The 19,445-nt window shown below is 73.2% G+C and carries 16 protein-coding genes; 6 read left to right on the top strand and 10 right to left on the bottom strand.

The window, feature by feature from the left end; genetic code table 11:
- Positions 1 to 171: 171 nt before the first annotated feature.
- The gene (locus tag CRP27_RS02380; protein WP_097179142.1) at positions 172 to 1,260 is read right to left on the bottom strand and encodes a glycosyltransferase family 9 protein; all 1,089 of its coding nucleotides are present in this window, start codon (positions 1,258 to 1,260) and stop codon (positions 172 to 174) included.
- 134 nt (positions 1,261 to 1,394) lie between these two features.
- Here CRP27_RS02380 and CRP27_RS02385 point away from each other — a divergent pair, with 134 nt between their 5' ends.
- From CRP27_RS02385 to CRP27_RS02410, 6 genes are all read left to right on the top strand, one after another.
- Complete coding sequence (locus CRP27_RS02385) at positions 1,395 to 2,966, top strand: aldehyde dehydrogenase (RefSeq protein ID WP_097179143.1); 1,572 nt, start codon at positions 1,395 to 1,397, stop codon at positions 2,964 to 2,966.
- On the top strand, positions 2,963 to 4,513 hold the full coding sequence (gene rfaE2, locus CRP27_RS02390; RefSeq protein ID WP_097179144.1) for a D-glycero-beta-D-manno-heptose 1-phosphate adenylyltransferase: 1,551 nt from the start codon (positions 2,963 to 2,965) through the stop codon (positions 4,511 to 4,513). Before CRP27_RS02385 ends, rfaE2 begins: the two co-directional genes overlap by 4 nt.
- The gene (locus tag CRP27_RS02395; protein ID WP_097179145.1) at positions 4,510 to 5,397 is read left to right on the top strand and encodes a glycosyltransferase family 2 protein; all 888 of its coding nucleotides are present in this window, start codon (positions 4,510 to 4,512) and stop codon (positions 5,395 to 5,397) included. Before rfaE2 ends, CRP27_RS02395 begins: the two co-directional genes overlap by 4 nt.
- A gap of 92 nt (positions 5,398 to 5,489) precedes the next feature.
- Complete coding sequence (locus CRP27_RS02400) at positions 5,490 to 6,260, top strand: DedA family protein (RefSeq protein WP_176505433.1); 771 nt, start codon at positions 5,490 to 5,492, stop codon at positions 6,258 to 6,260.
- Positions 6,257 to 7,504 (top strand): sensor histidine kinase, encoded by a 1,248-nt coding sequence (locus tag CRP27_RS02405; protein ID WP_097179147.1) that lies wholly within the window; start codon positions 6,257 to 6,259, stop codon positions 7,502 to 7,504. The genes CRP27_RS02400 and CRP27_RS02405 overlap by 4 nt, the downstream gene beginning before the upstream one ends.
- Positions 7,501 to 8,160 carry a response regulator transcription factor gene (locus CRP27_RS02410; RefSeq protein WP_097179148.1) on the top strand — a complete coding sequence of 220 codons (660 nt, stop codon included), beginning with the start codon at positions 7,501 to 7,503 and terminating at the stop codon, positions 8,158 to 8,160. The genes CRP27_RS02405 and CRP27_RS02410 overlap by 4 nt, the downstream gene beginning before the upstream one ends.
- 37 nt (positions 8,161 to 8,197) lie before the next feature.
- Here the strand turns inward: CRP27_RS02410 and phoA are convergent, their stop codons facing one another.
- From phoA to CRP27_RS02455, 9 genes are all read right to left on the bottom strand, one after another.
- Positions 8,198 to 9,883, bottom strand: coding sequence for an alkaline phosphatase (gene phoA, locus CRP27_RS02415; protein WP_097179149.1), 1,686 nt, complete (start codon positions 9,881 to 9,883; stop codon positions 8,198 to 8,200).
- A gap of 407 nt (positions 9,884 to 10,290) precedes the next feature.
- Entirely contained in the window at positions 10,291 to 10,788 is a 498-nt protein-coding gene (locus CRP27_RS02420) for a Dps family protein (RefSeq protein WP_070418937.1), read from the bottom strand.
- A 130-nt stretch (positions 10,789 to 10,918) separates the two neighbouring features.
- Entirely contained in the window at positions 10,919 to 11,332 is a 414-nt protein-coding gene (locus CRP27_RS02425) for an SIP domain-containing protein (RefSeq protein ID WP_097179150.1), read from the bottom strand.
- A 29-nt stretch (positions 11,333 to 11,361) separates the two neighbouring features.
- The gene (locus CRP27_RS02430) at positions 11,362 to 12,015 is read right to left on the bottom strand and encodes a TetR/AcrR family transcriptional regulator (RefSeq protein ID WP_255257402.1); all 654 of its coding nucleotides are present in this window, start codon (positions 12,013 to 12,015) and stop codon (positions 11,362 to 11,364) included.
- Positions 12,012 to 14,051 (bottom strand): CocE/NonD family hydrolase, encoded by a 2,040-nt coding sequence (locus tag CRP27_RS02435; protein WP_097179151.1) that lies wholly within the window; start codon positions 14,049 to 14,051, stop codon positions 12,012 to 12,014. The genes CRP27_RS02430 and CRP27_RS02435 overlap by 4 nt, the downstream gene beginning before the upstream one ends.
- Positions 14,048 to 15,844: an ABC transporter ATP-binding protein gene (locus tag CRP27_RS02440; RefSeq protein WP_097179152.1), complete on the bottom strand. Its 1,797-nt coding sequence runs from the start codon at positions 15,842 to 15,844 to the stop codon at positions 14,048 to 14,050. Before CRP27_RS02440 ends, CRP27_RS02435 begins: the two co-directional genes overlap by 4 nt.
- Positions 15,841 to 16,719: an ABC transporter permease gene (locus CRP27_RS02445; RefSeq protein ID WP_097179153.1), complete on the bottom strand. Its 879-nt coding sequence runs from the start codon at positions 16,717 to 16,719 to the stop codon at positions 15,841 to 15,843. Before CRP27_RS02445 ends, CRP27_RS02440 begins: the two co-directional genes overlap by 4 nt.
- On the bottom strand, positions 16,716 to 17,729 hold the full coding sequence (locus tag CRP27_RS02450; protein ID WP_097179154.1) for an ABC transporter permease: 1,014 nt from the start codon (positions 17,727 to 17,729) through the stop codon (positions 16,716 to 16,718). The genes CRP27_RS02445 and CRP27_RS02450 overlap by 4 nt, the downstream gene beginning before the upstream one ends.
- Positions 17,726 to 19,327 carry an ABC transporter substrate-binding protein gene (locus tag CRP27_RS02455; protein WP_097179155.1) on the bottom strand — a complete coding sequence of 534 codons (1,602 nt, stop codon included), beginning with the start codon at positions 19,325 to 19,327 and terminating at the stop codon, positions 17,726 to 17,728. The genes CRP27_RS02450 and CRP27_RS02455 overlap by 4 nt, the downstream gene beginning before the upstream one ends.
- Positions 19,328 to 19,445 lie beyond the last annotated feature (118 nt).

Consider the following 19,445-nt stretch of genomic DNA (forward strand, 5'->3'; position numbering starts at 1 on the left):
TCGCGCGCCCGCGCACGCCGCGCCCGCGCCCGCGCCGGAACCGACCGAGAACGGGCGTACCTGGTCGGAACTCCCGACCAGGTACGCCCGTTCTCGCACGGTGCGCCCGTTCTCGCTCGGTGCGCGGGAGACGTCGGGGGACGTCGGGGGACGCCCGCGCGCGCCGGCTCGTCAGTTGGTCGCGAGCAGGTCCTCCACGTCGGCCAGGACGGCCTCGGGTGTGACCTCGTCGACGTAGGACGGGTCGTGCTCGCAGCGCTCCGCGGTCCAACCGACCTGCGTCACGTCGATCCCGCACACCGGGCACCGGGTCACGAACGACAGGTGCACGCGGTGCCGCCCGCGGTCGAACGGCCCGGCGTTGACGACGTTGCCGAACCAGAACACGCCGACCGTGGGGGTCCCGACCGCCACGGCGAGGTGGCGCGGCCCGGAGTCGTCGCCGACCATCACGTCGGCGGCGGCGAGCATGGCGGGGAGCTCGTCGAGCGGCAGGGACCCGGTGACGTCGTGCACACGTGCCGCGAGCCCGGTCGGCAGGGCCGCCCTGATCGCCGTCGAGGCCGGCACGTCGGACGCGTCGCCGACCAGGACGACGTCGTCGCCGGCCTCGAGCCGCGCCCGGACCACGGCGGCGAAGCGGTCCGGACTCCACCGCCGCCGGGGATCCGTCGCTCCCGGGTGCACCGCGACGAGCCGGCCGGTCACCCCGAGGCGTTCCCGGACCGCGGCACGCTCGTCGGCGTCGACGTGCACCCGCGGGTCGAGCGTGACGGGGACGGCGCCGGCGAGGGACACCACCTCGAGTGCCCGGAGCGCCTCGTGCTGGTAGTAGACGTAACGGACCCAGCGCTCCAGGACCTCGGCGTCCTCCGTCGCGGTGCCGACGGTGTGGCGGGCGCCGAGGCGGAGCAGGAACGGGTTCGAGTTGCGGCCACCGCCGTGCACCTGGACGGCGAGGTCGAAGCGGCCCGCGAGCCGGTCGAAGAAGTCGTCGACGGTGGGGGCGTCCGCGCCGGACTCGCGGACGCCCGGGGCGACGGGGAGCTCCTCGAACGCGTGCACGGCGTCCGTCCGTCCTCGCAGGACCGCGGGAGCGGCGGGGCTGCCGAGCAGGGTGATCCGCGCCTCCGGGTAGGCCGCCGCGAGGGCCTCGAGCGCGGGGACCGCGAACATCAGGTCCCCCAGACCACCGCCGCGGAGCACCGCGATCTCCCGGACGCCGTCGAAGCGTTCTCCACCGTTGCCGATCAGTTGCACCCCTCCCGTCTACCGGTCGGCCACCGTCGCGGTGTTCAGCAGTGGTGCCCGCTGGACGAGAAGCGCGAGTCCGAGTCCGCACCCAGCCAGGGCGGAGGAGCGTTCGACTCCCGCCCGTCTCCCGGAAGGACCTCATGACGATCGCACCTCCCTCCACCGACGCCGCACGCTCCGACGCGGACGCCCTGGTCGTGACCGATCCGGTCACCGGCTCGACGGCGTCGACCGTCGCCCGTGCCACCGAGGAGGAGGTCGTCGCCGCGGTCGCCCGCGCACGTGCCGCCGCCGGTGCCTGGGCGCGGACCGCCCCGGCGGAGCGGGGCGCCCTGCTCCACCGCGCCGCGGAGCACGTCCGTGCGCACGCGCAGGAGCTCGCCGACCTCAACACCCGCGAGACCGGCAAGGTCCCGGGTGACGCGCTCGGCGGAGTGGAGGCCGGCGTGGGGACCCTCGTGCAGTACGCCGAGCTGGGCCCCGTGCACCGCGGCGAGGTACTCCGGGGGCAGTTCGGCGCTGCCGACTGGTCCGTGCCGCACCCCCGCGGCGTGGTGCTCGCGCTGACGCCCTGGAACGACCCGGTCGCCGTCGCGTGCGGGATCCTCGGCGCCGCGATCGTCACCGGCAACACGGTCGTGCACAAGGGCAGCGAGCGCTGCCCCGCGACCATCGCACGACTGAACGAGCTGCTCGCCGAGGTCCTGCCCGACGGCGTGCTGGTCGGCGTCGACGGTGACGCGACGACCGGCGAACAGCTGCTCGCCCAGGAGGGCATCGACGTCTACGCGCACGTCGGGTCGACGGCGACCGGCGACCGTCTCACGGAGGTCGCCGCCGGCACCCGCGCGCACGTGATCCGCGAGAACGGCGGGAACGACCCCGTGATCGTGGACGCCGACGTCGACCCGGTCTGGGCCGCGGCGCAGGTCGCGCTCGGGGCGTTCGCGAACACCGGGCAGATCTGCACGAGCGTCGAGCGCGTCTACGTGCACCGAGCCGTGGCCGAGCCCTTCGTCGCCGCGCTCGTCGCCGAGGCCGAACGTCGCACCGCCGCTCCGGCCGCCGAGTTCGGCCCGCTCGTGGACGACCGACTCCGGCGGACCGTGCAGTCCCACATCGACGACGCCCTGCAGCGCGGTGCATCCGCGCGCACGGGCGGTTCGACCCCCGACGGCGCCGGGGCCTTCTACCCCGCGACGGTCCTGACGGACTGCACCGACGACATGCTCGTGATGACCGAGGAGACCTTCGGGCCGATCGCACCCGTCCGGGTCGTCGACGACTTCGACGAGGGGCTCCGGCTCGCCGCCGCGGACCGCTACGGCCTGGCTGCCACGGTCCTGACGAACGACACCGGTCACGCGCTCCGTGCCGCGGCCGAACTGCCGGTCGGCACCGTCAAGGTGAACGCGGTGTTCGGCGGTGCCCCGGGCGGGAGCGCCCAGCCGCGGGGCGCGTCGGGCGCCGGATTCGGGTACGGGCCGCACCTGCTCGACGAGATGACGACGACCACCGTCGTCCACCTCGAACCGGCGCCGCCGGCACCGCCGGCCACCGCGGCACCGACCGCCACCGCAGCACCGACCGCCACCGCAGCACCGACCGCCACCGCAGCACCGAACAGCACCGCGGCACCGACCGCCCCCGCTCCCGCCGACTCCGCCGGCGCGACCGGCGGCAGCGCCGACACCGTCGGGGGTGCACGATGACCGCCGACGTCCGCCTCGTCCGCGACCTCGTCGCCACGATCGACGACCGCGAGCCGCTCGTGGTCGTGATCGGCGACTGCATCCTCGACCGCTGGACGGTCGGCGAAGCCGAACGCGTCTCGCGTGAGGCCCCCGCACCGGTCGTCCGGGTCACCGAGACCGTCGCCGTCCCCGGCGGCGCCGCGAACACCGCGGTCAACGCCCGGGCACTCGGCGCCCGCGTCCGGATGGTCGGCCTCGTCGGGGACGACGAAGCCGGCCGGACCCTCCGCGAGCGGCTCGACGCGGCCGGGGTGGACACCTCGTACCTGGTCGTCGTGGCGGGCACGCGCACGACCACGAAGTCCCGCGTCGTCGCCGGCGATCGGGTCGTCGTCCGGGTGGACGAGCTCGCGGCGGCACCGACCACCGACCACGGCGCGCTCCTGGCGCAGGCCGTCGCCCGCGCGGTCCGCTGCGCCGACGCAGCGGTGGTCTGCGACTACGGCCTCGGCGTGCAGGCCTCGGACATCGTGCCGATGCTCGACCGCGACCGCCCGGGCGCGGTGGTCGTCGACGCGCACGACCTGACCCGCTGGGCGGCACTCGCGCCGGACCTCGTCACGCCGAACGCCGGTGAGGCCGCCGGCCTCCTCGGCCGCGACCTCGGCACCGGGGTCGAACGCGTGCCGGCAGTCCTCGCCGCGCGGGACGAGGTCCTCGCGCGCACCGGCGCCCGCGCCGCCGTGGTCACCCTCGACCGCGACGGGACCGTGCTGCTCGAGCGCGACGTCGCGGAGGGCGACCGCGCCTTCCGCACCCGCGCCACCCCGGCGTCGGAGCAGCAGGCGTCCGGAGCGGGCGACACCTTCTGCGCGGCCGCAGCGGTCGCGCTCGCCGTCCGCGCTCCGCTGCGCGACGCCGTCGCGGTCGCACAGGCCGCGGCCGACGTCGTCGTCCGCGAAGCGGGCACCTCGGTGTGCACCGCCGCCGCGCTCCTCGACTCGGTGACCGCCCCGGCCGCGACCGTCGTCGACCACGACGAACTCGCCGACGCCGTCGAGCGTGCCCACGAGGCGGGACGCCGGGTCGTGTTCACGAACGGCTGCTTCGACGTGGTCCACCGCGGGCACACGACGTACCTCCGGCAGGCGCGCGACCTCGGCGACCTGCTCGTCGTCGCCCTGAACGACGACGACTCGGTCCGTCGGCTGAAGGGCCCGGAGCGCCCCATCAACCCGGCCGAGGACCGCGCCGGCGTCCTCGCCGCCCTCGCCTGCGTGGACCTGGTGACCGTGTTCGCGACGGACACCCCGATCCCGCTCATCGAACGGCTCCGGCCCGAGGTGTACGTCAAGGGTGGGGACTACTCGCCCGAGATGCTCCGCGAGACCGAGGTCGTGCGCGCCTACGGCGGCGAGGTGGTGATGGTCGACTACGTCCCGGAGCACTCGACGACGGCCGTGGTCCGACGCATCCGCGAAGCAGCGGCACAGACGGCGCAGACCGCCGCAGCGCAGTCGGCGGAGTCCGCCGCACCGCGGCCCGAGCCCGACCCCGCACCGTGACCGCCCGCTGGTCCGGTCTCTGGGCAACGGCGCCCGAACCGGCGGACACCACCACCACCGCGGACGTCGACGTCCTCATCCCGACCGTCGGCCGTCCGGCCGAGCTCGCGACCACCCTCGCCGGGCTCGCCGCGCAGACCGACGTCGACCTCCGGCTCGTGCTCAGCGACCAGTCCCGGGACGGGGACGCCGCCGCCGCGCCGGCGGTCGCCGCCATGATCCGGGTCCTGGAGGCGCAGGGCCGGTCCGTCACGCTCCGCACGCACCCGGAACGGCGTGGCCTGGCAGAGCACCGGCAGTTCCTCCTCGACCACGCCACCGCACCCGCGGTGCTGTTCCTCGACGACGACGTCTGGCTCGAACCGGGCTCGATCGCGCGGATGCTCGACGCCCTGCGGTCCCTCGACTGCGGGTTCGTCGGCAGTCCCGTGCAGGGCCTGTCCTACCTCGACGACCGGCGTCCCCAGGAGACGAGCGTCTTCGAGGGGTGGGACGGCCCCGTCGTCCCGGAGGTCGTCCGCCGGGGGACGTCGGCCTTCGACCGCTGGTCGCTGCACAACGCCGCGAACCCGACCCACCTCGCCGCCACGCTCGACGTCGAACCGGGCGGGTGGGTGCCCTACCGGGTCGCCTGGGTCGGTGCCTGCGTGCTGTACGACCGCGAGGCGCTCGAGACCGTCGGCGGGTTCGGCTTCTGGCGGGCGCTGCCGCCCGAGCACGCCGGCGAGGACGTCGTCGCGCAGTGGCGCGTCATGGAGCGGTTCGGCGGAGTCGGGATCCTGCCCTCGGGCGCCGTCCACCTCGAGGCGCCGACGACCGTCACCGACCGCCGAGTGGACGCCCCCGACGTCCTCTTCGGCCAGGGGGAAGTCATACCGCGGTAGGGGGTGGTCGAGACCGCCGCGGGATGGCAGCGGTCCCGCCGCTCCGTAGCGTCGTCTCCGTCGACGAGGTCCGTCGGCGGAGGGAGCCACCCGTGTTCGACCAGATCACCCCGCTCGTCGTCGAGCTGGCCGCGAGCCCGCTCGTGTACGTCGTCCTCGTCGCCCTGTGCCTCGTCGACGGGTTCTTCCCGCCGATCCCGAGCGAGTCGGCCCTGGTGGCCGTCGCCGCGGTCGCAGCGACCTCCGGGCAGCCGGTGCTCGCGGGCGTCCTCGTCGCCGCGGCGGTCGGCGCGATCGTCGGCGACTCGATCGCGTACTGGATCGGCCGTCGGATCGGGCTCGCCCGGCTGGCTCGGTCGAGACGCCCACGGATCGCGGCGGCGTTCGCCTTCGCCGAACGGCAGATGCGACGACGGTCCGCGAGCCTCATCCTCATCGGCCGCTACGTCCCCGTCGGCCGGGTCGCCGTGAACATGACCGCCGGGGCCACCCGGCTCCCCTACCGCCGCTTCCTCGCGATCAGCTCGCTCGCCGGGCTGGCCTGGTCGGCGACGTCGATCGGCATCGCCCTCGCCGCGTCGAGCGTGCTGCACGAACCGATCGTCGCCGCCCTCGTGTCGATGGTGGTCGCGGCCGGCCTCGGCATCGCGGTGGACCGGGTGATCGGTAGCATCAGCCGGAGGCGTGACGCCCGCGCGACCACCACGGCCGCACGCGACGCCACCACGCCGGCCGCACCGCACCACGCCGCCCCGGCTCCTGCACCCGACGGCTCCCGCAGCGCCCCCGCGACGGTCGCCCCGACCCCCACCACCCGCCCGGTCCCCCGCATGACCCGCACCGGAGAGATCGCCCGACCGTGAACCCTGCACCGACCCCGACCCGACCGACCTGGCTCCCCCTCGCCGGTCGGGTCGCGCTCGTCGTCGTCGCGGTGTCGTTGTTCGCGGTCGCCGCTCCGGTCACCGCGGTCTTCTACGGCGTCCCGGTGCCGCTCGCGATGCTCGTCACCGCGGTCCTCTCGCTGAGCATCGGCCTCGCCCCGCTCCTCCCCCGCTCGGCGTCGATCGCCCACCTCGCCGGTCTCGCCGCGCTCGGTCTCCTCACCGCCCCGGGCCCGGCTGCGCCCTGGCCGGTCTCGGTGACGAGCATGATCGGCCTCGGCGTGCTGCTGGTCGTCCTCGGCGTCCGGACCACCTGGCGGCTCACCGCCACCGTCTGGGTCGCCGCCGCCGTCCTCACCCTCGTGCTCGTCGCGGTGTCACCGGCCCGCTGGGCGCACCCGGACGTGTGGGCCACGAGCTTCGTGGTGAGCGCGGGCGACTCGCTCATCCTCGCGGCCGCCGCGATCGTCATCGGGCAGCGTCGGACCATCCGGCAGGAACTGGCCGAGGCCCGGCGCGACGCCGAGCTCGAACAGGCGCGGCGCCGCTCCGTCGAGGAGCGGTCCCGGATCGCCCGCGAGCTCCACGACGTCGTCGCGCACAGCATGTCCGTCGTGCACATGCAGGCCGAGTCCGCCCCGTACCGCGTCGCCGACCTGCCGCCCGACGCCCGTGCGGAGTTCGCCGCCATTGCCGAGACCTCCCGTACCGCACTCCGCGAGATGCGGCAGCTGCTCGGCACCCTCCGCGGCGACACCGACGCGGAGCGCGCCCCGCAGCCGCGCCTCGCCGACCTCCCCGCGCTCGTGCAGGCGACGCGCGCGGCAGGCATCCCGGTCGAGCTCCGGTCGGACGCGTCCGACGGCGGGGAGGACGACGCCGACCGGCTCGCCCAGCTCACCGTCTACCGGGTCGTGCAGGAGGCGCTCGGCAACGTGGCCCGGCACGCGCCCGGCGCGCCCACCGTCGTGACGGTCGGGAGGCACGGCTCGGCGCTCACGGTCGAGGTCGCCAACACGGCGCCACCCGCGGGCACCGTCCCTGCCGCACCGCCCGACGACGGCGGGTTCGGACTCGCGGGCATGCGCGAACGGGTCGCTGCGCTGCACGGCACCATCGACCACGGGCCGGACCCGGACGGCGGCTTCCACGTGGCCGTCAGCCTGCCCACCCAGCCGACCCGGTCCACGTCGGGTCCGACAGCCGACGGGGGAAGCCGATGACGCGGGTGATGGTGGTCGACGACCAACAGATGTTCCGCATGGGACTGCGGGCGATCCTCCAGGCCCAGGACGACGTCGAGGTCGTCGGCGAGGCGGTCGACGGAGCCGACGCCGTCGCCCAGGCGGTCCGGCTGCAGCCGGACGTGATCCTGATGGACGTGCGGATGCCGCAGCTCGACGGGATCGAGGCGACCCGGCGGATCACCGCAGCGCCCGCGGACCGACCCGTCCGCGTGGTGATGCTCACGACGTTCGACATCGACGACTACGTGTTCGACGCCCTGCGGGCCGGCGCCAGCGGGTTCCTGCTGAAGGACGCCAGCGCGGACGAGCTCGTCCAGGCGGTCCGGACGGTCGCGGCGGGCGACTCGCTGCTCGCGCCGAGGGTGACCCGGCACCTCGTCGAGGCGTTCGTCGCCGGACCGCCGCCGACCGCGCCGCGGACCGAGGTGCTCGACGTGCTGACCGAACGGGAACGGGACGTGTTCCTGCTGATGGCGCGGGGGCGGTCGAACGGGGAGATCGCGGCCGACCTCTTCATCGCCGAGCAGACGGTGAAGACCCACGTCGGGCGGATCCTCGCGAAACTGCAGCTGCGGGACCGGGTGCACGCGGTGGTGCTGGCGTACGAGACCGGCCTGGTCACACCGTCCTGAGACGGCGTGACCAGGCCGGTCGGGCCGGGTCTCGGGACTAGCGGACGCGCACCTGCGTGCTCGCCTGCTTCCCCGACTGCACGCCGGTGACGGTCACCGTCGCCTTGCCCGCGACCGCCTTCCACGTGACCGAGGCAGTCCCGTCGATGACGTCCACGGTGCCGAGGTCCGTCGACCCGACCTGCACCCGGACCTGCCGGTCGCCGGCGAACCGCGAGCCGGTGACGGCCACGCGCTGCCCCGGACGCGGTGCACCGACGGACAGGTCGACGCGGGCGTGGCGGCTCAGCGCCGCGAGGTCCTCGTCGAGGCGCAGCGACTCGGACATCGTGAAGAAGGTGTCGGTCTGGTCGGTGAGTCCGACGACGTTCGCGGCACCGGGGCCGTACGCGGCGATCCGCACCTGCGTGCCCGTGTGCTGCTGCGACGCACCCGCGCCGGAGGTGCCGTACGAGACCTTCATCGTGGTGCCGTCGGCGGTCACGAGCGCGGTCGAGAGCGACGTCGGCGGCGTGTTGTCGACGATCTGGCTGGAGTGCGCGTGGTCCGCCGTCGCGATGACGAGGGTGTTGCCGTCCTGCTTCGCGAACGCGAGTGCGGCCTGCACGGCCTCGTCGAAGTCGATCGTCTCACCGATCTGGCCGCAGGCATCCGCGGCGTGGTCCTGCTTGTCGATGCTCGCGCCCTCGACCTGGAGGAAGAAACCCTTGCCGTTCTTCCCGCGGTTCAGCAGGTCGATGGTCTTGTTCGTCAGCGACGCCAGGGACAGCCCGGTGTCGAGTCGTGCCGGGTTCGGGGTGCACCGCACCGCTGCCTGGTCGGCCCCGCCGACGGTCGCCGTCGTCGGTGCGTAGCGCGTCGGGAAGTTGCCCGGGGTGAAGAGGCCGAGGACGGGCGACTTCTGGTCGGCCTTCCGGACGCCGGCGAGACCGGCCGCGTCGGAGACCACCTGGTACCCGCGCTGCTCGGCCTGGTCGAACAGGGTGTCGCCGGCGTACGGACCGGCCTTCGCGGTCTGCTGGAAGCTCGCGGAGCCGCCGCCGAGGGTGACGTCCGGACGGGTGTTCAGCAGCTGCTCGCTGATCGAGCCGAGCCCGCCGTTCTGCAGCGCGTCCGCGCCGCACGCGGCGGTGTCCGGCCCGTAACAGGAGCGCGATCCGACGTGGGCGACCTGCACGGCCGGGGTGGCGTCCTGGATCTCCGCGGTGGAGACGTCACCGGTGCGGAGGCCGTTCGCCTTCGCGGTCTCGAGGATCGTCTGCTGCGGCTTCCCGTCGATGTCGACCGAGATCGCACCGTCGTAGGTCTTGGTGCCGGTCGCCCAGGCGCTGCCGGACGCCGCGGAGTCCGTCACGTAGTCGGGCTTGCCCTTGTTCACGCCGTCCTTCACGAGCGAGTACGTCGTGTACGAGCCGGTCAGCGGGAGGGCGTCGAGCCCGGGCAGCCGACCTGCGGCGCCGTACTGGTAGTTGCGGGCGATCGTGATCTCGGAGTCACCCATCCCGTCGCCGATGAGCAGGATGACGTTCTTCGCGTCAGCGTTCTTGATCGCCTTCCGGACGGCCTGCGTCTGGTCGCCGACCGCACGCTGCGCGCCGCCGTGCTGGTTCAGCGTGAGCTGCCCGACGGCCTCGGCGGCACCCGGCAGGGCGACGGCCCCGGCGATGAGTGCGGCGCCGAGTGCGAGCCCCGCACGGCGGCGGCGCTTCGGATTGTGCTGCATGGTGTTCCCCTCGTCTGTGCCCCGAACGGGTGCCGTACGAGGATGGCTGTGCAGGGGTACAGACAGGTGAATCGGTGGCGGCCGGCGTGTGAACAGCGCGGGTGGGGCGCGGCGGGGCGCGGCGAGGCGGGGCGGCGAGGCGGCGGCGGAGGGCTCGCGCGACAAATCCGATGTCGTACGACATCGACGACGTCGCAACCCCGCGCCTGCAACAGTTGCACGCGCGTCGGTGCGACAAACTCGATGTCGTACGACATCGACGACGTCGCAACCCCGCGCCCGCAACAGTTGCCCCCGCCGCAACCCGGCAATCGCACCGTTCGCAACTCCCGCGGACGCGACCCCGCGAGCAGACGGGAGGCGCGGTGCCAGCTGGCACCGCGCCTCCCGTCCGGTCTGGGTCGCGTCTACGCGGCGAGGTGCGCCTGCAGGAACCAGCGGTCCTTGGTCAGGCCGCGCTCGATCTCGATGACGACGTCCTGGCTGTTGAGGTCGACCTCGTCGAGGCCCTCGACGGCGCGACGGACCTGCAGCAGCGCGGCGTCGATCTCGGCGATGACCTCGGTGATGGTCACGTCGGAGTTCTGGAAGCCCTCGGACAGCGGCGGGATCGTGGTGTTCGCGGCGACGGTCGCGATGCGGGAGTCGACCGGCAGGCCGAGGGCGACGATGCGCTCCGCGGCGAGGTCGGCCCACTCCTGGGCGTGCTCGACGATGGTGTCGAGGAGCTCGTGGACGCCGACGAAGTTCCGGCCGCGCACGTGCCAGTGGGCCTGCTTGCCGTTGACGACGAGCGCTTCGAGATCGATCACGACGGGGGCCAGGAACTGAGCGACCCCGGCGGCGAGCTCCGGCGTCGTCGAGAACGGGGACGTGGTGGGCGTGGTGCTCGTGGTGTTGGTCATGTCGGTTCCTCCTGCCTCGTGGCTACACCGGTCCGCTGGGCCTGTCCTGTCCAGTGGCGTGCAACCGATGGTGACAACAGTGCCCGCTTCTTTTGTATGCCGCAAGGAAGCGGAGGCTGACCTAACCTGGTCAGCCGACGAGCGTGTCGAACCCTGCGTCGGCGAGTTCGATCTGCACGACCGACCGTGCACGCTCGACCCAGGGGCTGTCCGCACACCCGATCCAGACGCTCGTGCGCGGCTCGCAGTCGGCGACGCACCACTCGGCCGCCCAGCCGGTGACGGCGTGCGCGAGGGCCTCACCGTGGTCGGCGAAGACGAGGGGCGCCACCGCGGAGGTCCGGGCGCTCCGGAGCAACCACGTCACCGTGACCCGCGGGGGCGCCGGGAGGGTGCGGACCTGCTCGGCGAGGGCGGCCTCGACGAAGACCTGGCCGTAGGCGTTCTTGGGCAGGTCGGCGAGCATGCGCGTCATCTCGGGGATGTCGTCGACGCCGCCGGCGATGAGGATGCGTTCGCTGGGCTGTCGCCGGGTCCGTGCCATGGTCCAACGGTAAGGGAAGCCTTACCTCATCACAAGGGCTCCGAGTCGCTTCCACCGATACCCGCAGCGGACACACCGAGTTCGTGCGACAGGAACGTCCACATCCACCGGAGCGCCACCGTGTTCGTCAGGTCCGGGACGCCCTGGGCGATCTGCGTCGCGACCCCGTCGCTGTACGCCGCGAGCTTGAGCGCGACGACCTCGGGTGCGTCCGCCGGGACGAACACCCCTGATTCGGTGCCGCGGCGGACCACCCGCACCAGGCAGGCCTCCCAGACGCGGATGCGCTCGGCGTACTCGGCCGCGACCTCGGGCCGCCGCACGACCGCGGTCCAGTAGTCCGACCAGATCCGCCAGTGCTGCCGGACCTGCTCGGTGTCGCCGAACAGCGGCTCGACGAGCATGCGCAGGCCCGCCACGGGGTCGGGCTCGGCGTCGACCGCCGCGACGATCGCGCCGTAGAAGCGTTCGGTCTCGAGCACGACGACCTCGTTGAGGATCTCCGCGACGCTGCCGAAGTGGTACGTCACGGTGCCGACGGAGACCCCGGCCTCGGCGGCGATGTCCCGCAGGCCGGTCGCGCCGACGCCGTTCCGGACGATGACCGCCCGTGCCGCTTCGACGATCATCGCGCGACGGACCTCGGGGCGCTGCCGCACCCGTGCCGGCCCCGTGCTGCTCACGCCGAGGTCCTCGGGACGTCGTCGGTGAAGGTGTGCTCGGCGACGAGGACCTCCGGGACGTCGAGCCCACCGTCGCGGGCCCAGGCGCGCACGGTGTTCCGGACGTGGAAGGCGTCGGCGTCCGCGGTGACCTCGGACGAGGTCTCGAGCCGTGCCGCCCACTCGGGCTTCGCCAGCCCGATCGCCCAGCGTGACGTGGCGACGGCGGAACCCGGGTCGTCCGAGCGGATGCGGTAGGTCTCGCGGGCGTCCTCGCTGAACACGAGTCCGTCCGGGTACACCCGTCCGCCGCCGTACCCGGGGTCGACGTCGAGCGTCCACTCCCCCGTCTCGACGTCGTGCGTGACGGTGCGCTGCGGCAGCACCTCGGTCGACGCGACCCGTTCGATCGCGAGCGGCTCGGAGCGTTCCGGCTGCTCGAACCGCACACCGTCGTCGGTGCTCCGCGTCCACACCGGCAGCTCGACGTGCGAGCCGGTCGGGTCGATCGTCACGCTCGGCGCGACCCCGTGCGGCCAGACCCACGGCCAGTACGACGTCGACACGGCGATCCGGAGCCGGTGTCCGGCGGCGAACCGGTGGCCGGTCGACACGAGTCGGACGGCCAGCGACGCCGGGACGCCGGGTTCGAGCGGGTCGTTCCGGTCCATCCCGTCCCGCTTGGCGGCGTTCAGCACCCCGCGGGTGACGAGGGTCGACGAGCCGTCCGGCGCCACGTCGCACAGGCGCACGGTCAGGGTCGCCCGGGACTGGTCGCTCGTGATCGACAACCCCACGAGGACGTTGCCGAGCACGTCCACGGGTTCGTCGAGCGGCAGGTCGAAGCAGACCGAGCGGCCGTCCTCGGCGCGCTGGTCCGGCGGCAGGTCGGTGGCGTTGCCGAACGGGAAGAAGCGTCCGGCGTCGGCACCGGTGTGCTGCGGCGACCGGACGACGACCGCACCGTCCGCCCCACCGCGGAGCTGGGCGAGCGGAACCGTGCGGGTCGTGGTGGCGGACGACGGCCAGGCCTCTGCGCCGACCCACCGGCCGCGGCGCGTCTCGTAGGACGTCGCGGGCGGCTCGCCCTCGTTGATCCACGCCCGGAGTGCTGGCTCCTGCTCCACGCCGGTGTCGACCCCGCGCAGCCAGCGGTCCCACCACCGAAGGGTCTCCTGCAGGAAGCCGATCGACGGACCGGGGGCGAGTCCACGATCCGGGTACTGGTGCGACCACGGCCCGACGATGCCCTTGACCGGGGACTGCACGTTCGACACCAGTCGGAGCACGGCGTCGCGGTACGGGTCTGCCCAGCCGCCGACGGCGAGGACCGCGGCCCCGATGTTCCCGGAGTCCTCGGCGGCGCTGCCGTGCCGCCAGTAGTCGTCGCGCTCCTGGTGCGCGAGCCACACCGGGGTCATCGGGCGGTTCGCGTCGAGCCGGGCTCGCCACCGCTCGACCCAGTCGGCACCGACGACCTCGGGCCGCGGCGGCCGCGAGTTGAACGCGAACATCGTCGCGCCCCACGCCGCCATGTCGATGCCGAGCACCGCACCGCCGACGTAGTGCACGTCGTTGTCGTACCGGTCGTCCGTCGAGCACACCGTCACGATCGCCTTGAGCGCGGCGGGCGCCCGGGCGGCGAGCTGCAGCGCGTTGAAGCCGCCCCACGAGATGCCGAACATGCCGACGGCGCCCGTCGACCACTCCTGCTCGGCGAGCCAGGCGATCACGGCCTCACCGTCGCGGAGCTCCTGCTCGCTGTACTCGTCGTCGAAGAAACCGTCGGACGACCCCGTGCCACGGATGTCCACCCGGACGGACGCGTACCCGTGCGCGGCGTACCAGGGGTGCCGCTCGGAGTCGCGGGGCGCCGTCCAGTCGTCGAGCCGGTACGGCAGGTACTCGAGCAGCACCGGCACGGGCCCGTCGGGCGCCGTCGGCGACCAGATCCGGGTGTGCAGCCGGACGCCGTCCGGCATCGGGATCCACTCGTCGCGGACGGTCACGCCGTCGGGGAGCACCGGGTGCTCCCCGAGTGCGGTGAAGCCGGTCATGCGTCCTCCCAGTTCCGGGTCAGGTGTCCGTCGCCGCGGTCGGTCCAGCCGTCGGCGTGCCGCCAGCGCGGAACCCCGTCGCCGACGTCGGGCAGCTCGGTGCTGCCCGGTTCGAGCGTCGCCGCGAGCAGCGTGGTCGTGTACGGGTGGTTCGGTCCGCCGAAGACCCGCTCGGTCGGGCCGATCTCGACGATCCGGCCACCGGTCATCACGGCGACGCGGTCCGCCACGCCGCGCACGACGGCGAGGTCGTGGCTGATGAACAGGCAGCTGAGCCCCCGAGACCGCTGCAGGTCGGCGAGCAGCGCGAGGATGCCCGCCTGCACCTGCACGTCGAGTGCGGTGGTGATCTCGTCGGCGATGACCAGGCGCGGCTCGGCGGCCAGTGCGCGGGCGATCCCGACGCGCTGTCGCTGCCCGCCGGACAGCTGCGCCGGCAGCCGCTCCGCGAACTCCGGTCCGAGGCCGACCCGGGTGAGCAGTTCGCCGACCCGCTCCCGCGACGAGGAACCGGTGAACAGCCTGAGCGGTCGGGCGATCGCCGCTCCGACGGTCCGACGGGGGTTCAGCGAGGTGTCGGCGTTCTGGAACACGAGCTGCACCGCACGACGGAGCTCCGGGGACCGCCCAGCGATCGGCTCGCGCAGGTCGCCGCTCACGGTGCCGTCGTCGAACGCGAACGTGCCGGACTCGGTCGGCACCAGGCCGGCCAGTGCCGTCGCGAGCGTCGACTTCCCGCTGCCGGACTCCCCCACGACGGCGAGCGTCTCGCGCGGCGCGATCGTGAAGGAGACGCCGTCGACGGCGGCCGGCAGGCCGCGTCCGTACCGGATCACCAGGTCGTGGGCGGTCACCACGGGACGGACGAGCGGGACGGGAGGAACGGTGCCGGTCGATCTGGAGGTGACCGTCCCGGGGATGGTCGCGTCCTCGGGCACGTGATCCGTCCCTCTCCCCATCGGCACGGCCGTCCCGCCGCTGGCGCGTCGCGCCGGAACCGGCGACGTGGCCCCAGGCCGTCGCCCGTCCGGCACCGCTGCCAGCAGGGCACGCGTGTACTCGTGCTGCGGCGCGGCGAAGAGCGCCGCCGTGGCGGCGTGCTCGACGACCTCGCCGTCGCGCATGACGGCGATCTCGTCCGCCATCGCGGACACGACGCCGAGGTCGTGGCTGACGAGGAGGACGGCCATGCCGAGCTCGCGGCCGAGGTCGGCGATGAGGTCGAGGACGGCCGCCTGCGTGACGACGTCGAGGGCGGTGGTGGGTTCGTCGAGGACGAGCACGCGCGGCCGGGCAGCCACGGCCATCGCGATCGCGACGCGCTGCTGCTGGCCGCCGGAGAGCTGGTGCGGGTAGCGGCGGACGATCGTCTCCGGTGCCGGCAGCCGGACGAGTCGGACGAGTTCGAGCACGCGCTCGGGGCCGTCGGGTTCGCCGTGGGCGCGGAGCGCCTCGCGGATCTGCTCGCCGACGCGCATCGACGGCGTCAGGGCCTGCCCGGCGTTCTGCGCCACGACGCTCGCCGTCCCGCCGCGGAGTGCCCGGCGGCCGGACGGCGACAGCGCGAAGACGTCCTGTCCGTCGACGTGCACCGTGCCGTGCTCGATGGTCGACCCGGTGCGGAGGTGCGCGAGGAGCGTGCGGGCGACGGTGGACTTGCCGCTGCCGGACTCGCCGACGAGACCGAGCGTGCGCCCCGCCTCGATGGCGAACGAGACACCGCGGACCACCGGCACGGAGCGCCTGCCCGCCGCGTACGAGATCGCGAGACGGTCGACCTGGACGACGCTCATGCGCTGACTCCCTTCGTCGCACGGTCGACACCGAGCGACTTGCTCAGCCCGTCGGCCGCGAGGTTGAGGCCGACCACCAGGGTCGCCAGCGCCACGATCGGCGCGAGCGTGCCGAGGGGGACGACGGTGAGCGCGGTCCGGTTCTCCTGGACCATCAGGCCCCAGTCCGGTGTCGGCGGGTTCGCACCGAAGCCGAGGAAGGACAGCGACGCCACGAGCAGCACGATCCACGACGCCCGCATCGCGTACTCGACGAGCACGACGTCGAGGACGTTCGGCAGGATCTCCCGGAACACGATCGACATCGACCGTTCGCCGCGGGCCCGGGCGGCCGTGACGTAGTCCTGCGTGATGACGGTCCTCGCGGCGCCGCGGACCACCCGCGTGACCGCGGGCGCGTAGACGACGGTGACCGCGAGCACGATCACCCAGAGCCCGGCGTCGAACACCGTCACGACGACGAGCAGCGCCAGGATCGACGGCACGCTGAGGAGCGCGTCGACGATCCGCATGACGACCTCGTCGAACCAGTTGTCCGCGTACGCCGTGACGCAGCCGAGCACGGTGCCGACCGCGACGGCGATGGTCGTCGCGAGGAAGGTCACGAGCAACGCGTACCGGCCGCCGTTGAGCGTGCGGGACAGGATGTCGCGGCCGTACTGGTCCGTGCCGAGCCAGTGCGTCCACGTCGGGCCGGCGAGCACGTCGGCGGAGTTCGTCGCGACCGGGTCGTGGCCGGCGATGACCGGGGCGAGGACGGCGAGCACGAGGTGGAGGGCGATGAGGCCGAGGCCGATGCTCAGCGCGGTCGAGCTGCGCAGCGGGGCGACGGCTGCGCCGATGACGTTCCGGGAACGCGGTGCGATGGCGGTCATGCTGCTGCCTTCCGGGCGGAGCGTGTGCTGCGGGTGCGGGTCCGGGTGCGCGTCCGACGCTGCCGCGTGCGGAGCTTCGGGTCGAGCACCAGGGCGACGAGGTCCGCCGCGAGGTTGCACACGACGTAGATGAGGGCACTGAGGAGCGCGATCGCCTCGATCGTCGGCAGGTCCCGGTTGAAGACGGACTCGAGCATGAGCTTGCCCATCCCCGGGTAGTTGAAGACGTTCTCGACGACGACCACGCCGCCGAGCAGCCAGGCGACGTTGAGGGCGACGACGTTGAGCGTCGGCAGCAGGGCGCTCGGCACCGCGTGCTTCCACACCACCCGGCGCATCGTCAGGCCCTTGAGTTCCGCGGTCGTGACGAACTCGGACGCCATCACGTCGATCGTCGACGACCGGGCGGTCCGGACGATGTACGCGGCCATCGCCAGGGTCAGCACGATGATCGGCAGCCAGATCGTCGGCAGGAGCTCGCCGACCGTCGCGTCACTGCCGCGCAGGACGACCGCGGGGAACAGCGGCAGTCCGATCGCGAACAGGAGCACGAGCACGGTGGCGACCATGAACTCGGGCACGCTCATCACGATGAGACTGACGATCGAGATCACCCGGTCGGACACCCGGCCGCGGCGGACGCCCGCGACGACCCCGAGGGTGAGCGAGAGCGTGACGCCGACGACCATCGCGGGGACGGCGATGAGCATGCTGTTCCGGAACGCCGTGAACAGGGTCGGGCCGACGGGTTCGCCGCTCACGAGCGAGGTGCCGAAGTCGCCGTGCACCGCACCGGCGAGCCACTGCAGGTAGCGCAGCCAGACGTTCTGGTCGAGGCCGAGCGACTCCCGGAGCTGCTTGACCGCGTCGGGCGTGGCGTTCTGCCCGAGGAGTTGCTGGGCGACGTCGCCGGGGAGCGCCTGCACCGCGAGGAACACGAACAGCGAGGCGAGCACGACCGTGAGCACGGCGATGCCGAGCCGGCGGAGGACGGGGACGAGGACGTTCATCGGCGCAGTCCGATCCGGAGGTAGTCGAACTCGAAGCCGTACTCCGAGTAGTTCACGACGTCGCGGGACAGCCCGACCAGGCGGTCGCCGAACATCGGGGTCATGTCCGCGCCGTCCTCGACGACGAGTCGCTGGGCGTCCTGGTAGAGCGTCAGGCGCTTCGCGTCGTCCATCTCGGCGCGGGCGTCGTCGAGGATCCCGTCGAACCGCTCGTTCGACCACGCGCTCTCGTTGTAGGACGAGCCGGAGCGGAAGATCTGGTTGAGCAGCTGGTCGATCGGGCGGCCGGTGAACCAGTAGCTCACCATGAGCGGCTTCTGCATCCAGATCTGCGTGTAGTACGAGTCGGAGCTCGCGTTCTTCACCGTCAGGCGGATGCCGGCGTCGGCGACGGCGTCGCGGTACGCGACCGCCATCGGGGTGAACACCGACTCGTAGCTCGACGTGTAGATCGACGCGCGGAGGTCCTGTCGACCGGCGGCCTTGAGCAGTGCCCTCGCCTTGTCGGGGTCGTACTCGCGGTGGTCGTCGACGAAGGCGGCGAGCTGCGGCGGGACCGGGTTGTCCCAGCCGGCCGACCCGGTGCCCTGCAGCGCGGTGTCGACGATCGTGCGCGGGTCGTACGCGAGCTTCATGGCCTGCCGCACCCGCGGGTCCCGGAACTCGTCCGAGGTCGCGAGCATCGGGATCGTGTACCACTGCGCGTTCTTCGAACGGGCGATCGTCGCACGGTCCGAGGCCGCGACGACCCGAGCCGTCGCGAAGTCGAGGTTCGTCTGCGAGATGAGGTCGATCTGCCCCGCCAGCAGCGCGTTCACCCGTGCCGTCGTGTCCTGGATCGAGTAGAAGTCGATGCCGTCGAGGGCGGGCCGCCCCGCGAAGTGGTCGTCGAACGCCTCGACGCTGCCGGCCCCGGCCGGGGTGAAGGCCGACAGCCGGAACGGACCGGTTCCGATGCCCGTCCGGCCGATGTCGGCGATCGCGCCGGCGGGCACGATGTAGCACTGGTACGCGGTCAGCAGTGAGGGGAACTCGGCGTTCGGCTTCGTGAGCGCGAACCGGAGCGTGTACTGGTCGACCGCGGTCATCGACGCCGCGTCCATGACCTCGCCGAGCACACCGGCCTGCGGGCTGCCGGTCTTCTCGTCGAGGATGTGCCGGATGCTGGCGATCGCGTCGTCGGCGGTGAAGCGGGAGCCGTCGTGGAACCGGACACCACGGCGGAGTCGGAACGTCCACTCGGTGCCGTCGGCGTTCGCGGACCACTCCTCGGCGAGGTCGGGGACGGTCTGCCCCTGCTGGTCGAGCTTCACGAGCCGGTTGTAGAGCGCGCCGAGGTACTCGTACGCCGACAGCGAGCTGGCGGAGTCGAGGGTCTCGGCAGCCGATGCAGCCGGCCGCGCGATCCGGAGCCGACCGCCGTTCCGGGCGGTGCCGGTCGCGGCGGCTTCGGGCAGTGACGTCGTACCGGCGGAGGCACCGGAGCTGCACCCGGTCAGGGTGAGCAGGCCGAGACCGGCGAGTCCGGCGGCGCCGGTCAGGAGCGCTCGACGGCTCGGGCCGCGGGCGTTCCGGGGTTCGGGGACGATGGGTTGCATTCGGGGTGACCCCTCCTGGTAATCGTTCCGGTGAACGATAGAGGGGATCTGGCCGGGCCCCAAGTCCTGTGACGTGTGCGCCGGAGCACGGATCCGCCGTCGATCCGCGAACGTCTGC

Source organism: Curtobacterium sp. 314Chir4.1, assembly GCF_900215175.1.
GTDB classification, from domain to species: domain Bacteria; phylum Actinomycetota; class Actinomycetes; order Actinomycetales; family Microbacteriaceae; genus Curtobacterium; species Curtobacterium pusillum_A.